At 24.1% G+C, this 15,581-nt stretch carries 13 protein-coding genes and 1 other RNA gene; all 14 read left to right on the top strand.

All coding sequences use genetic code 4. The annotated features are described in order from the left end of the window. Window positions 1-31 precede the first annotated feature (31 nt). The 14 genes from AAHM95_RS02880 (at window position 32) to ftsH (ending at window position 15,565) form a co-directional block, all read left to right on the top strand. The gene (locus tag AAHM95_RS02880) at window positions 32-826 is read left to right on the top strand and encodes an SGNH/GDSL hydrolase family protein (RefSeq protein ID WP_342274046.1); all 795 of its coding nucleotides are present in this window, start codon (window positions 32-34) and stop codon (window positions 824-826) included. A gap of 8 nt (window positions 827-834) precedes the next feature. Beyond that, window positions 835-1,062: a hypothetical protein gene (locus AAHM95_RS02875; protein WP_342274045.1), complete on the top strand. Its 228-nt coding sequence runs from the start codon at window positions 835-837 to the stop codon at window positions 1,060-1,062. A gap of 241 nt (window positions 1,063-1,303) precedes the next feature. Continuing rightward, entirely contained in the window at window positions 1,304-3,226 is a 1,923-nt protein-coding gene (gyrB, locus tag AAHM95_RS02870) for a DNA topoisomerase (ATP-hydrolyzing) subunit B (RefSeq protein WP_425289627.1), read from the top strand. 31 nt (window positions 3,227-3,257) lie between these two features. Beyond that, complete coding sequence (gene gyrA, locus AAHM95_RS02865) at window positions 3,258-5,747, top strand: DNA gyrase subunit A (RefSeq protein WP_342274043.1); 2,490 nt, start codon at window positions 3,258-3,260, stop codon at window positions 5,745-5,747. Window positions 5,748-5,763: 16 nt separating this feature from the next. Continuing rightward, window positions 5,764-7,029 carry a serine--tRNA ligase gene (serS, locus tag AAHM95_RS02860; RefSeq protein WP_342274042.1) on the top strand — a complete coding sequence of 422 codons (1,266 nt, stop codon included), beginning with the start codon at window positions 5,764-5,766 and terminating at the stop codon, window positions 7,027-7,029. Between the two features lie 71 nt (window positions 7,030-7,100). Continuing rightward, window positions 7,101-7,195, top strand: an RNA gene (gene ffs / locus AAHM95_RS02855) — signal recognition particle sRNA small type. 24 nt (window positions 7,196-7,219) lie between these two features. Continuing rightward, window positions 7,220-7,672: a nucleoside deaminase gene (locus tag AAHM95_RS02850; protein WP_338974350.1), complete on the top strand. Its 453-nt coding sequence runs from the start codon at window positions 7,220-7,222 to the stop codon at window positions 7,670-7,672. A gap of 58 nt (window positions 7,673-7,730) precedes the next feature. After that, on the top strand, window positions 7,731-9,497 hold the full coding sequence (dnaX, locus tag AAHM95_RS02845) for a DNA polymerase III subunit gamma/tau (protein WP_338986027.1): 1,767 nt from the start codon (window positions 7,731-7,733) through the stop codon (window positions 9,495-9,497). A gap of 20 nt (window positions 9,498-9,517) precedes the next feature. Further along, entirely contained in the window at window positions 9,518-9,787 is a 270-nt protein-coding gene (locus tag AAHM95_RS02840) for a YbaB/EbfC family nucleoid-associated protein (protein WP_210368440.1), read from the top strand. Window positions 9,788-9,825: 38 nt separating this feature from the next. Next, a complete protein-coding gene (gene tmk, locus AAHM95_RS02835; RefSeq protein ID WP_338961563.1) occupies window positions 9,826-10,500 on the top strand; it encodes a dTMP kinase in 675 nt (224 codons plus the stop codon). After that, on the top strand, window positions 10,487-11,452 hold the full coding sequence (locus AAHM95_RS02830) for a hypothetical protein (protein ID WP_342273217.1): 966 nt from the start codon (window positions 10,487-10,489) through the stop codon (window positions 11,450-11,452). Before tmk ends, AAHM95_RS02830 begins: the two co-directional genes overlap by 14 nt. Before the next feature lie 3 nt (window positions 11,453-11,455). After that, window positions 11,456-12,184 (top strand): tRNA1(Val) (adenine(37)-N6)-methyltransferase, encoded by a 729-nt coding sequence (locus AAHM95_RS02825; protein WP_342274041.1) that lies wholly within the window; start codon window positions 11,456-11,458, stop codon window positions 12,182-12,184. 32 nt (window positions 12,185-12,216) lie between these two features. Next, window positions 12,217-13,506 (top strand): tRNA lysidine(34) synthetase TilS, encoded by a 1,290-nt coding sequence (gene tilS, locus AAHM95_RS02820; RefSeq protein WP_252319076.1) that lies wholly within the window; start codon window positions 12,217-12,219, stop codon window positions 13,504-13,506. 37 nt (window positions 13,507-13,543) lie between these two features. Continuing rightward, window positions 13,544-15,565, top strand: coding sequence for an ATP-dependent zinc metalloprotease FtsH (gene ftsH / locus AAHM95_RS02815; RefSeq protein ID WP_342274040.1), 2,022 nt, complete (start codon window positions 13,544-13,546; stop codon window positions 15,563-15,565). Window positions 15,566-15,581 lie beyond the last annotated feature (16 nt).

Below are 15,581 nucleotides of genomic sequence, written 5' to 3'. Positions count from 1 at the left end.
AATTAATAAGCTAAGAAAGGGTAAAAAAATAATGAAGAAGAAATTACGATTGTTAAGTATGTTTACTATTTTAATTTTTACTAATTTAAATATAATTGCTTGTAAAAATAAGCAAGATACTATTAGTGAATTTTATGTTTTAGGGGATAGTTTGTCAGATACTGGTGCAGGAACATTTGCACAAAATCAATATTTAGAAAATAGTAATAGTAAATGTAAACATTTTCAATTAGATAAACCTTATTATAATAATTGTTGAAGTAGTAATAAAGTAGCTTCACAATTAATTGCTGAAAAATTAAATATTAATTTTAAACCTGGGTGATTATTTAACATCAATGGTAAAACATTTCAAAGTTTGGGTAATAATTATGCTTATGGAGGAGAAGTTGCTGATAGCAGTGATAATAATTTAGATATTATTAAAACTTTTGATTTGTCTCATCAAACACAAATGTTGTTATTACAACATTCTTTACAAAAAAAAGATGTTATTTGAATAGAAATGGGAGCTAATGATATTGCTAATTTAATGAATAAAACAGATCCTATTATTATTAACAGTAAAATTAATAATGTAATAAATGAAGAAAAAAAAGCAATAAAATTATTAATTAAAAATGGTGCAAATAAAATTATTATTAGTGATGTTCCTGACTTAACATTAACACCAAAAATTAAAAAGATATTACATAATAATCAACAAAAAATACAAATAGCACGTAAAACATGTATTGAATATCAAAAACAATGAAAGAAAATGATATTAGAAATGAAAATAATTTATAAAAATATTATTACACCTTTTTTCTTTCAAAAGAATTAGCAACTGATATGAATAATTTTAAAAGTAAAATTCCAGATGGAATTGTTGAAACTAGTGCTACAATTTGTAAAATGATGTCTAAAGAAACAAAATATTCTTATAAACCGGTTTTTAATTCTGGAGTTAATGAAAGTAATTTAAATAAATATTTTTATTTTGATGAATTTCATCCAGGTATGTGATTTCATCAACAAATGGCAAATAGTATTATTAGTTTAATAGAAAATTTTAAATAGATTTTTTGTTAAATATTTTTAAAAAAAGTAATTTATTATTTTTGAATAAAGATTTTTTAATTTTTCTTTTAAAAAAATTATGTTGTTTTAAATCAAAAAAAATGTATAATTTATATATAAAATGTAAAATAATATGCTTATTTTAAAGAATAAAAAGTCTTTTTTTTGAATTTATTTTTGAAATTTTAAATATTTTCATTATTAAATTAATGAAAATATTTAATGATGAAAGAGAGTGAAAATAGTGAGCACAAGGACTCCAAATGATTATAATGCTAACTCAATTCAAGTTTTAGAAGGACTAGAAGCAGTTAGAAAACGACCTGGAATGTATATTGGTTCCACTGCAGAAAGAGGATTACATCACTTAGTTTGAGAAATAGTTGATAATGCTGTTGATGAAGTTATTGCTGGTTTTTGTACAAAAATTTCTGTAACTATTACTAAAAATAATGAAATATTAGTAAAAGATAATGGTCGAGGTATTCCTACTGATATACATCCAAAGACTAATATTTCAACAGTAGAAACGGTTTTTACTACATTACATGCTGGTGGAAAATTTGATAATGGTTCTTATAAAGTATCAGGTGGTTTACATGGTGTTGGTGCTTCAGTAGTAAATGCTTTAAGTAAGTATTTGGAAGTTACTATTTACCGTGATGGTAATATTTTTTTTCAAAAATATATTGAAGGTGGTAAACCAGAATTACCATTGGCAATTATTGGACAAAGTGATAAAAAAGGAACAACTGTTTTATTTAAACCTGATGAAAGTATTTTTACTGAAACTGTAAATTTTAGTTTTATAATAATTAAAACAAGGTTAAGACAACTTGCTTTTTTAAATAAAGGTTTAACTATTCAAGTTATTGATGAACGTGAAAATAAAGAAGAAACTTTTTGTTATGAAGGGGGCATTAAAGAATATGTTGCCTTTTTAAATAATAAATTTGAACCTTTAAAACATGAAATTATTTATGGAGAGTTTGAAATAAATGGTATAAACACAGAAATAGCTTTTCAATATAATGAAAGTGAAGAATCTCAAATATTTTCATTTTGTAATAATATTAATACACCTGAAGGTGGAACACATGAAGATGGTTTTCGTTTAGCATTAACAAGAGAATTGAATTCTTATGCGAAAAAAAATAATCTTTTAAAAAATAATGATGAAACATTTACTGGTGATGATGTTAAAGAAGGAATTTTAGCAATTATTTCAATTCAACATCCTAATCCACAATATGAAGGGCAAACTAAAACAAAGCTTGGTAATTCTGAAGTTAGAAAAATTGTTTCTAATGTAACTGGAAAAATAATTAATAAATTTTTATTGGAAAATCCTGCTGAAGCAAAAATTATTATTAACAAAGTTATTTTATCAGTAAGTGCACGTTTAGCATCTAAAAAGGCACGTGAGAATATTATGACTTCGAGAAAAAATCCTTTACAATTTTCTAATTTACCTGGTAAATTAGCAGATTGTTCTTCTAAAGATCCAACTAAAACAGAAGTTTTTCTTGTCGAAGGTGAGTCAGCTGGTGGAACTGCAAAGTTGGGAAGAAGTAGAGAAATTCAAGCAATTTTACCATTAAGGGGAAAAATAATTAATGTTGAAAAAGCACGACTTTTAAAAGTTTTTTCTGACGAAGAAATAAATAATCTTATTATTTCCTTTGGCTGTGGTGTTGGTAAAGAATTTAATATTACTAAATTACGTTATCATAAAATTATTATTATGACTGATGCTGATGTTGATGGTTCACATATTAAAACATTATTATTAACATTTTTTTATCGTTACATGCGTCCCTTAATTGATGCTGGTTATATATATATAGCTCAGCCTCCTTTATACAAATTTTATAGTGGTAAATTTGTTAAATATGCATATAATGATCAAGAATTGCAAGAAATTAAAGATAATTTTAATGGAACTAATTTTAACATTCAACGTTATAAAGGTTTAGGAGAAATGAATGCCACACAACTATGAGAAACAACTATGGATCCACAACATAGAATTTTATTACAAGTAAGTATTGATGATGCTTCAGAAGCAGATGAAACTTTTTCAATATTGATGGGGAAAGATGTATTTCTACGAAAAGAATTTATTCAAGAAAATGCTAAATATGTAAAAAACATTGATGCTTAAAAGTTAATAAAATAAAATTAGGAGTTTATATATGAGTGAAATAACTAAAAAAAATGAAACATTTATTTCTAATAAATATGTTCGTAATATATCTGATGAAATGAGAACTAGTTTTTTAGAATATTCAATGTCAGTTATTGTTTCAAGAGCTTTACCAGATGCAAGAGATGGATTGAAACCAGTACATCGTCGAATTTTATATTCTTTAGCAATTTTAGGTATGACATATGATAAACCTTATAAAAAAGCAGCACGTATTGTTGGAGAATGTATTGGAAAATTTCATCCTCATGGTGATATTGCAGTTTATGAAACAATGGTAAGAATGGCACAAGAATTTAATTATCGTTATCCTTTAGCTGATGGCCAAGGTAATTTTGGTTCAATTGATGGTGATAGTGCTGCTGCTATGAGATATACTGAAGTTAGAATGAGTAAAATGGCAGGAGAGTTGGTTAAAGATTTAAATAAAAATACAGTTACTTTTGTTGAAAATTATGATGGTGCTGAAAAAGAACCTAGTGTTTTACCAGCTTATTTTCCTAATTTATTAGTTAATGGAACAACAGGTATTGCTGTTGGAATGGCAACAAGTATTCCACCACATAACTTAAGAGAAATAGTTGATGCAATTATTTTTGTAGCTCAAAATCCTGATTGTGATATTATGGAAATATTAGATATTGTTAAAGGACCTGACTTTCCTACAGGTGCAATGATTTTAGGTGTAAATTCATTTAAAAATGCTTATTTAAACGGAAGATCAACAATAACAGTTCGTAGTAAAACTAAAGTTGAAAAATTATCAAATGGTAAACCTGCAATTATTGTTGAAGAAATACCTTATCAAACTAATAAAACTAATTTAATAAATAATATAGTTAAAGCAGTTCAAGAAAAAAAAGTAAATTATATAACTGATTTGCGAGATGAATCTAATCGTGAAGGAATAAGATTAGTATTAGAAATTAAAAATATTGATTATGCTGAACTTATTTTAAATCAACTATATAAATTTACTTCATTACAAACAACATTCACAATAAATTTATTAGCATTACATAATAAACAACCTAAAGTAATGAATTTAAAAGAAATTATTGAAATTTATATTGAACATCAAATTGAAATTATTCTTAATAAGTCTAATTTTGAATTAAAAAAATATGAACATCAATATCATATTATTTTTGGTCTTGTTAAAGCATTACAAAATATTGATGAAATTATTAAAATAATTAAGGAATCAAAGAAAACAGAAGAAGCATTAACTAATTTACAGAATAAATTTGAATTTTCTGAAAAGCAAGCTAAAGCAATTTTAGAAATGAAACTGCAACGTTTAACAGATTTAGAACAAGAAAAATTAAATAATGAATTATCATTTATTAATGAAGAAATTATTCGATTAAGAACTTTAATTAATGAACCTTCTAAGCAAATAGAATTAATGATTTCTCAGTTAACAACAATTAAAGAAAATTATGGTGATGATAGAAGAACTGAAATTATTGAAAATTATGAAGGTGAAATTATTGATGAAGCTTTAATTAAAGAAGAACAGGTGGTTATAACTCTTTCAAAAAGCGGTTATATTAAACGTTTACCTTTAGACACATATAGAACTCAACATCGTGGTGGTGTTGGTGTTAAAGGTGCTGGTGGCACTGATATTAATACTGATGATATTGATAAAGTTTTAATTACTTCAACTCATTCTGATTTGTTAATATTTAGTAATAAAGGGAAAGTTTATCGAATTCGTGCTCATAAGGTACCAAATTATTCAAGAACGGCTAAAGGAACACCAATTGTTAATTTAATAGCAACAGAAAAAAATGAGACTATTAAAACAATAATTGCTATATCAGAAGATTATGATATAAATGCTAATTTATTTTTTGTTACTAAAAAAGGAATTATTAAACGTTCAACTTTAGATCAATTTAAATCTATTTACCAAAATGGTAAAATATCTATTAAATTGCGTTCAAATGATCAATTAGTAGATGTGCTGAAAACTACAGGTAATAATGAAATAATTATTGCTGTGGCTAATGGACGAGCAGTTAGAATCAATGAAAATCAAGTTAGAGTAATGTCAAGAATAGCTAGCGGAGTAAAAGGAATAGATACAAAAGGTACTCATGTAATTGGGATGTGTTCTAATAAAGATGGTGATTTAGTTGTCTCTATTAGTGAGAAAGGTTATGGAAAAATATCACGATTTGAAGAATATCGTTTAGCAAATCGTGGTGGTAAGGGTGTAATTTCAATGAAATTAGCTCAAAAAACAGGAAAATTAATTGGTATAAATTCAATAAATAACACTAATAATAGTAATGATTTATTAATTATGACTTTAAAAGGTACAGTTATTAGATTTTCTTTAGAAGATATAAGAACTACAAGTAGAAATACTATAGGTGTTAAATTAATTAGATTTAAAACAGAAGAAGATGCAATTTCTTCAATTGTAACAATCCCAATCACTAAAGAAAAAACTATTTTTATTGATTAATTTAAGAGGTGCTAAAATGATTGATATAGAAAAAATACGTAATAATTTGGAAAAAACTATTAATAAAATAGAAACAAGGGGCCAAAGTTATAAAAATGAAATAAATAAAATTTTTAATTTAGATTTAGAAATAAGAATTTTAAAAACAAAAAATCAAAAATTAGAAGAAACAAGAAATAAGCAATCTAAACAAATTGGTGAATTATTAAAAAATAAAAAAAATGATCAAATAAAAAAAATTAAAGATGATATGATTATTTTAAAAGAAAAAATTATAAAAAATAATTTAAAAATTGTAGATTTAGAAGATAAAATATATGAATTACAATTAGTAATTCCTAATATACCACATTTTTCAGTTCCACAAGGAAACGATGAAACTAATAATCAAGAAGTTAGAAAATGAGGGAAAATTATTAAAAAAAATAGTAAACCACACTGAGAAATTGCTGAAAAATTAAATATAATTGATTTTTCAAAAGCAACTAAATTAAGTGGTACTAGATTTATTATGTATAAAAATAAAGGTGCTTTATTAGTTAGAGCATTAATGAATTTTATGATTGATTCTCATTTAAAAAATGGTTATTCTGAATTTTTACCACCATTAATTATTAATAAAGAAAACTTATTTGGTACAGGGCAACTTCCTAAATTTAAAGATGATTTATTTCAATTAAATAATGAACAGTATTTAATTCCAACAGCAGAAGTTCCTTTAACAAATATTTATCGCAATGAAATTATTAATTTTTCTGAATTACCAATAAAAATGTGCGCTTATACACCATGTTTTCGTTCAGAAGTTGGTTCTGCTGGTAGAGATACAAGAGGAATAATTAGGTTACATCAATTTAATAAAGTAGAATTAGTTCAAATTGTTGATCCTGAAAAATCTTATGATGCCCTTGAAGAGTTAACTAAAAATGCTGAATTAATTTTACAAAAATTAGATATTCCTTATAGAGTTATTAATTTATGTAGTGGTGATATTGGTTTTAGTGCTGCTAAAACTTATGATTTAGAATTATGATTACCTTCTCAAATGTGTTATCGTGAGGTTTCTTCATGTAGTAATTGTGAAGATTTTCAAGCAAGAAGAATGGAAACTAGAGTTAGTCAAGATAATAAGAAAGTAGTTCCACATACACTAAATGGATCAGGATTAGCTATTGATCGAGTTGTTGCAGCAATTTTAGAAAATTTTTATGTTGAAGAAGATAATGTTGTAAATATACCTATTATTTTACAACCTTATATGAATAATTTAAAAACTTTTTAATTTATAATGTTTCACGTGAAACATTATAAATTAAAAAAAATGTATTTTTTTATAAAAAAAATTGTTATAATTAATAATGCCACTGCAACGATTACATTCGAACCGGGTCAGGACCGAAAGGTAGCAGCCATAAGGATTAGGATTGTGTGCGGTGGTTTTATTTTGAAAAATAAAAAAGAGGTTTCTTTAAATGAAAAAACAAAATTACATGGAAATTGCCTTAAAACTTGCTAAAAAAGCTGCTATTAATGGTGATGTTCCAATTGGTGCAATTATTGTTGATGAAAATGATAATATTATCGGTAGAGGATTTAACAAAAAGGAAAAAGATAAAGATCCAACTCAACATGCGGAAATTATTGCAATAAAAAAAGCATGTAAAAAAATTAATAATTGACGTTTGTTAAATTGTACTATTTATACAACATTAGAACCATGTTTAATGTGTGTAGGTGCTTTGTTACAAACAAGAATAAAACATATTGTTTTTGCTTTAAAAGATAGTAAATTTGGATGTGTTGAATCACTCTATAATTTAACATTAGATAAAAGATTTAATCATCGTAGTGAATATACTTATTCTTTAAACTTAGATAGTAAAGAAATGTTACAAAGTTTTTTTGGAGAAATTCGTAATTTATAATAATTGTTTTTATAACAAATTTTATAAAAAATTGTTAGGATAAATATAGGTGATTTAAATGAAACATAAATCTTTTTATAGAAAGTATCGACCAAATTCTTTTTCAGAAATAATTAGTCAGGATAATATTGTAAGAATATTAAAAAATTCTATTTTAAATAATAGTTTTAATCATGCTTATTTATTTTCAGGCTCAAAAGGTACAGGAAAAACATCAACGGCTAAAATATTTGCTAAAGCAATTAATTGTCAAAATAACATTGATGGAGATGCATGTAATACTTGTGAAAATTGTATAAACATTAGTTCAAATAATTGTATTGATATTTTAGAAATTGATGGTGCTTCCAATAATGGTGTTGATGAAATAAGAAGTATTAGAGATAATATTAACTTATTACCGATGAATTTTAAATATAAAGTTTATATTATTGATGAAGTTCATATGTTAACAACTTCTGCTTTTAATGCATTATTAAAAACCTTAGAAGAACCACCACAACATATTATTTTTATTTTAGCAACAACAGAACCGTATAAAGTAATTCCAACTATAATTTCTCGTTGTTTATGATTTGAATTTAAAAAAATTAATGTAAATGAAACTAAAAAACATTTTATTGATGTTTTAACAAAAGAAAAAATTAATTTTGAGGTTGAAGCAATAGAGGAATTAGCAATATTGAGCGAAGGTTCTTTACGTGATGGTTTAAATTATTTAGAAAAAACATTTAATTATGGTAACAATATAACACTTAAAAATGTTGAAAAAATATTTTCTGTTTTATCAACAAAAAATAAAATATTATTTTTAATTAATATATTTAATTGTAATATTGAGCAAGTAATAAAACAATTAACATTATTTGATGAATATACTATTCAATATAAAAAAAATATTATTGATTTTATTTATATTCTTGAAGAAATATTAATTTATGCTATTACTAAAAAAACAGAATTACTTAAAATGATAAATATTCAACAAGTAAATATTTTTTCTGAAGTAGTAAAATCTGATTTACTTTTAATTTTGAATTCATTTAATGAAATTTTAATTCAAGAAGATGTTGATGATTTAAAACCAATATTAATACTAAAAATATTAAATTTAATTAAAAATTTTGAGAATAAATATTCATTAAATTATTTAGAAAAAGCAAAAATATCTATTATGAATATAGAAAATAAAAGCATAAATTTAAATAGTAAAGATGAAATAACAAAAATTTTAAAAAAAAGCGAAATAGATAAAAATAATGAAGAATTAACTTCAATTTTAGTAAAAGAAGAAAATACTAATATTAAAGAAAAAGAAATTTTTGATGTACCAACTGTGAAAAATTTAAAAAATGATGAGATAATTGATAAAGCCATTAATTTAATTTTACAAGCTGATAAAAATATTAGAAAAGAAGTTAGTGAAAAGTGAAAAAATATTTCTAAATTTATTAATGATAATAAATTTAGAAACATAACTAAAGTTTATATAAATACTATTATTGCGGCAGCATCTACTAATGGCATTATTATTATTACCAAAAACATTATTCAATCTGATTTAATAAATCAAAGTTTTTTAAGTAAAGAACATAGAGAATTTTTAAATATTTTATTAGAAAATGAATATATGATTTATGCCCTTGATAAAAATCAATGACAGGAAACAAGAAAAAAATATCAAGAGTTACTAACAAAAAAAATATTACCAAAACCAGTAGATATTGTAATATCAAAACCTGTAATTGAGTCATTTACCAACGTAGATAGAGATCCGACTTTAAATTTTATTAAAAAAATATTTACTGAAATTGAAGAAATATAAAAATATGAGGTGAAAAAAATATGGATATGAAAAGAATGTTAGCACAAGCACAAGCAATTCAAGGAAAGTTAACAAAATTTAAAAAAGAAGAATTTACTTTTTCTGATATTGATGGTTTGGTTAAAATTATTATAACAGGTGGACGTAAACTAGTTTCAATTAATATTGAAGGATTATTGAAAGAAGCAGAGAATGATTATTCAAGTATTAATGATATGTTACAAACAGAACTAAATAAAGCATTAAAACAAATAGATGAAAAAGAAAAAAATATTGCTGGCAAGTTTTAGAAGAGTTTAGTAATTTTAGCATAGAAAGAGGTAGAAAAATGTTATTTATTACCTTTGAAGGGCCAGAAGGTGCAGGTAAAACTACAGTTTTAAAAATGATTAAAGAACAATTAAAACAAGATGGTTTTGATGTTATTATTACGAGAGAACCAGGTGGTAGCGAAATTTCTGAACAGATAAGACAAGTTATTTTAAATAAAGAAAATACATTAATGGATCCATGAACAGAAGTTTTGCTTTATATTGCAGCTAGAAGACAACATTTAATTGAAAAAATTCTGCCAAATAAAAACAGTAATAAAATCATTATTTCTGATCGTTTTTCTGACTCAACTTTAGCATATCAGGGTTATGCTAGAAATTTAGATATTGATAAAATAAATCTTATTCAAAAACTTATTTTTGAAGATTATCAACCTGATTTGACAGTTTTATTTGATATTAAACCAGAAACAGGTTTACAACGAATTTTATTAAGAAAAGGTGAAAAATTAAATAGATTAGATGAAGAAACATTAGAATTTCATCAAAAAGTATATAATGGTTATAAAAAAATTGCTATTAGTAATCCAAATCGCGTTCATACAATAAATGCTAATTTATCAGAAAAAAAAGTTTTTAATAGTGTTTATGAACTAATCATAAATTTAGTTGAAGAAAAAGGTTTTAAAGAAAAAAAAATTAAAATTAGAGGATCTAATGAAGGAAAATAATGTAATTTTATTTGAAAATGAAGAATCAGAAAATTTTTCTATTTTTGCAATGGAAAATATTCCACAGGTAATTTTATTGTATTCGAAAAATAAAATATTAAATATAAATGTTAGTAATAAGTTAATAAAAAAAATTATTTGTAAAAATAATAATCAATTAAAAAAATGTACTGAAGAAAATATGTGTCAAAATTGTTTTAAAATTAAAACTAATAGTTATTTTGATTTTAAAAAATTTGATTTTAGTAAAAATAATATTATGAATAAAAATATTGTTTTAGAAATTATTAATGATTTTTCTAAAACTAATTTAGAAAAAGATGCTAGTAAAATTTATTTAATAAATCAAATTGAATTTTCTTCAATTTCAGCTTCAAATGTTATGCTTAAAACTTTAGAAGAATTATCTAAAAATATTTATGTAATTTTTACTACCACTAATATTAATCAAATACTCCCTACTATTAAATCTCGTTGTCAATTGATAAATTGTTCAAAAGAAAATGATATATTTGTTAGTAACAATTATGATGATGAACAATTATTAATATTAAAAATATTTTCAAATACTATTTTTTTGACAGATGAAAGTAGTAAACTTAAATTAAAAAAATATATTGAAATTATTAAACAATTTATTATTAATGATAATGATAAAAAGGTTAACAATCAACTTTTGAATAAAAAAATAGTTAGTTTAAAAGAAGAAATTATTTACTTTTTTAGATTTTTTAATTTAGTAGTTTTTAATAAATTAACTTTTCTTTTATTTAAAAAGTATGATTTTAATAATTTTTTTATTGAAAGTTTAGTTAATTTATGAAAAAATAGTAATTTAAAAAATATAGCCTATATTTTAGAACAAATTTCATTTACAATTACCAAATTAAAATTTAATGTTAACTTAAATTTATTAATAAATTCTTTTCTTATTAAGGTAAGTGATAATTAAACTATGGAAAGTACAAAAAAAATTTTAATTTTAAATCAAGATGATAAAAAAATTAAACTTATTCAAAGAAAAGATATGTTTTGTGTTTCTTTAGATACTATTTTATTAAGTAATTTTATTAAAATAAAACCTAGTACTAAAACAATAATTGATTTTGGAACTAATAATGCTGTTATTCCAATAATTTTATCGGCAAAATTTCAAGGAAAAGTAATTGGTATTGAAATTCAAGAGCCAGCTGTTGAACTTGCTTTAGAAAATATAAAACTTAATGATTTAGAAAAAAGAATTGTCATTGTTCATGAAGACATAAAAATTTATGCTCAAAGAGAAAAAGAAAAAGTTGATTTAATTGTATGCAATCCACCTTTTTTTCCTTTATGGGATAAAAGCAAAGTAAAAGCACAACCTTTAAAAATTCCAGCAAGACATGAAGTATATATTAATTTAGAGGAGATTATTGCTAGTGTAAGTAAATTATTAAAAGACAAAGGGCGATTGGTTATGATAAATAGTGTAGAAAGAATAAATGAAACATTACTTTTATTAAAAAAATATCAAATTACACCTAAAAAATTACAAATAGTTTATCCTAAAATTAATCAGGCTGCCAATGTTTTTTTAATTGAAGCAGGATTTTTAGCGAAAGAAGGAATGATTGTTTTGCCACCATTGATTTGTCATAATGAAAATAATACTTATATTGATGAAATAGCAAAGTGATATAAATAATCTTAATATAAGTGTAAGGTTAGGTGTTTAAAATGAATATTAATTGATTAAATAAACTTAATAAAAAAATAACTTACTTATTAGCTGTATCAGGTGGTCCAGATAGTATGTTTTTATTAGATAATTTAGTACGTAATGAGTTTAAAATTATTGTTTGTCATGTTAATTATCATAAACGTTGAAGTAGTAATGTTGATGAGCAAATTGTTCGAGAATACTGTACAAATAATAAAATAACTTTAGAAGTAAAAAATATTAAAGAAGAGGAATACAATAAAAAACAAAATTTTCAAAGTCAAGCACGTGTACTTAGATATGATTTTTTTAATGAAATTGCTCAAAAATATCAAGTTTATAATCTTGTTGTAGCACATCATATTTACGATTTACTTGAAACATATATTATTCAAAAACAACGCAAGGCAATAGTTTCTTATTATGGATTAAAATTTAAAACAACATATAAATCTTTATCGGTTTATCGTCCAATGTTAGAATTAAAAAAAGAAGATATTATTGACTATTTAACTTTGTATCATATTAAATATGGATTTGATGAAACAAATGAATTAATTATTTATGAAAGAAATCGAATTAGACAACAACAAATTAATAAACTTACTGATTTTGATATTAATTTAATGTTAAGTGAAATTAAAGAATTAAATAGTGAACAAGAATTACTGAAAGATGAACTTGAAGTAATTTATAATACTATTATTAATGATGATGTGCTTGCTATTAATGAGTTTAAAAAATATGAATTTAAATTACAACAAATGATTATCTATGAATTTTTAAGCCAATATGATGAAGAATTAGTTTTATCTTTAAAAAAGGCTAAAATTAAAGAAATAGTTAGAGTTTTAACTAAATCTAGTAAACCAAATATTACTATTTGTATTTCTGAAAATACTTGAGTTATTAAAGAATATAATTTTGCATATATTAGTGAAAAAAATGAACCAAAACAATTTAGTTATAAAATTTCTAAAATAAATAACTATAATTTTAAGGAAATTACTATTTCTAAAACTGAACCAACAGGTGGTGAATTTCAAGCTTTATATATTAATAAATCAGATTTTCCATTAACAATTAGAACTAATAATGGTGAAGAAGAAATTGAGACACCATTTGGTACAAAAAAAATTAATCGTTTATTTATTGATAATAAAATTCCATATCGTGAACGTCTTATATGACCAGTAATCATAAATTCAAGCGGAAAAGTAGTGGCAATTCCAAAATTATCAGTAAATAAAAACAATATTAGTGAGAAACCTAATTTGTATGTGCTAAAATATTATGGTATTATTTAAGAAAATAAATTAGAAATTAAACGTAGGTGAAAAAATAATGCAAACGCGAATTAAAATTAATTGAATAATTGTTGCACTATTCGTTGCTTTTTTAGTATTTGTTGGAATTTTATTGTGATATTTTTTAAGAGGAAATGCTTTAACTTTAGATCAATTTCAATTAGAAACACTACTTAGAGATGGTAAACTCCCTGGCAATAGTAGTGACACTGTTAGCAAAATTGATGGAGTACAAGTTCAATTTTTTGATCATACTACTTATATTACAGGTTTTTTAGGAATTAATGGTAAGGTAAAACGATTTGAAGCGACAGTTTCTGGAACTGCTACAGGTGGTTTTTATCATGATGTTATTGAAAAATTATTCAGAAAAGATAAAGATGGTAAAGGCTTTGATATTAATCCCACAATTATTAGTGAATTAGTTCCCTTTTGAAAAACATTTTTAATTAGTATGTTTCCAATATTAGTATTAGTTGGTGGTTCATTTTGATTATTTTCTAAAATGAATAAAATGGGTGCCGGTGGTGGCATGAGTCCTTTTTCAATGGGAAAAAGTCGTGCTAAGATTAGAACATCAGATACTAGATTTACTGATGTTGCTGGTATTAAAGAAGAAAAATTGGAATTAGAAGAAGTTGTTGATTTTTTAAAGTTTCCACAAAAATATGCACAAATGGGTGCAAGAGTGCCAAAAGGAGTTCTTCTTGTAGGACCGCCTGGTACTGGTAAGACTTTATTAGCAAAAGCAGTTGCTGGTGAAGCAGGTGTTCCTTTCTTTTCAATTTCTGGTTCTGAATTTGAAGAAGTTTTTGTTGGAGTTGGAGCTTCAAGAATTAGAGAAATGTTTACTACTGCTAAAAAAAGTGCTCCTTGTATTATTTTTATTGATGAAATTGATGCAGTAGGAAGAAAACGTGCCTCAGCTTCAACTGCAACTAATGAACAAACTTTAAACCAATTATTAGTTGAAATGGATGGATTTGAAACTAACTTGGGAGTTATTATTATGGCTGCTACTAACCGTGCTGATATACTTGATGAAGCGTTATTACGTCCAGGTAGATTTGATCGTCAAATTTCTTTAAGTTGACCTGATATTAAAGAACGTGAAGCAATTTTACGATTACATGCTCGTAATAAAAATATTTCGCCAAAAGTTAATTTTCAAAGAATAGCAGAGAGAACGCCAGGATTTAGTGGTGCACAATTAGAAAATGTATTAAATGAAGCAACGTTGTTAGCTGTTCGTCATAATAAAACAGTTATTGGTTTAGTAGAAATTGATGAAGCTATTGATAGAGTTGTTGGTGGACCTGCTAAAACTTCAAGAATAATTACTGATATGGATAAAAAAATAGTATCATATCACGAAGCTGGACATGCTCTTATTGGTTTAAAACTAGAATATGCTTCTAAAGTTCAAAAAGTTACAATAATACCACGTGGACAAGCAGGTGGATATACTATTATGACTCCTAAAGAAGATACTATGTTTTATTCAAAAGTACATTTAAGAGCAACTATTACTGGTTATTTAGGTGGTCGCGCTTCAGAAGAGATTATGTTTGGTAATGCAAATATTACTACTGGTGCTCATGATGATTTAGAAAAAGCAACAAATATTGCCAGAAAAATGATAACTGAATATGGAATGTCATCTGAATTAGGATTAGTTCAATTTGAAAGTCCACGTAATGAGTATTCACCTTTTGCAGCAAATAAGTTTTCTGATGATATTGCATCTAAAATTGATGGAGAAATTAAAAAATTATTAGATGTTTGTTATATTGAAGCAGTAGCAACAATTAAAAAACATAAAGATACATTAGAGTTAATTGCTAAGTCATTAATGACTTTAGAAACAATTACTGCTGAACAAATAGAATATATTGATAAATATAATAAATTACCAATTGAAGTAATAGAAATGCAAAAAGAAATGCAAAAAAATAGTAAAAATCCTTCCAAAGAGGATAATGAATCAAATGATAAAAAGGAAGATAATAATTCAGGGACTGATGATGATACAATATCAGTTGTTCCTAAGAAGAAATAATTAAATTATTATAATA

This window comes from Spiroplasma endosymbiont of Phycita roborella (assembly GCF_964031195.1).
Taxonomy (GTDB): domain Bacteria; phylum Bacillota_I; class Bacilli_A; order Mycoplasmatales; family VBWQ01; genus Spiroplasma_E; species Spiroplasma_E ixodetis_A.
This window is presented reverse-complemented; position numbering and strand designations above follow the sequence as displayed.